Source organism: Pantoea sp. SIMBA_079, from assembly GCF_046940275.1.
Classification (GTDB): Bacteria; Pseudomonadota; Gammaproteobacteria; order Enterobacterales; family Enterobacteriaceae; genus Pantoea; species Pantoea borealis.
In genome coordinates, this window is the sequence record NZ_JAWRYR010000287.1 from 1 (window position 1) to 273 (window position 273).

General features: G+C 62.3%; 1 protein-coding gene. It reads left to right on the top strand.

All coding sequences use genetic code 11. The features are described 5' to 3' along the window. Positions 1–221: acyl-CoA thioesterase (locus SB719_RS20055; RefSeq protein WP_412159724.1), on the top strand; the 221-nt coding region annotated here is incomplete at its 5' end. Positions 222–273: the final 52 nt, after the last annotated feature.

Sequence of the window (273 nt, forward strand, 5' to 3'; positions counted from 1 at the left end):
CTACCGACCGCATCGATTTCAAGCACCCGATTCCGGCGGGCTCGATCGTCGAGCTGGTGGGTACGGTGATCAAGGTCGGCAACACCAGCTTGCAGGTGCAGGTGGATGTGTTTGTCGAGAACATGTACCTGGATGGCCGTGACCGGGCGATCCATGGGGTGTTCAGCTTCGTCGCCATCGACGAGGACAAGCGCCCGGTGCCCGTGCTGCCAGGCGCCTGAGTATCACAGCTCCGGTGCTGGCTCGATCAATGCCACCAGGGTCCATCCCGGT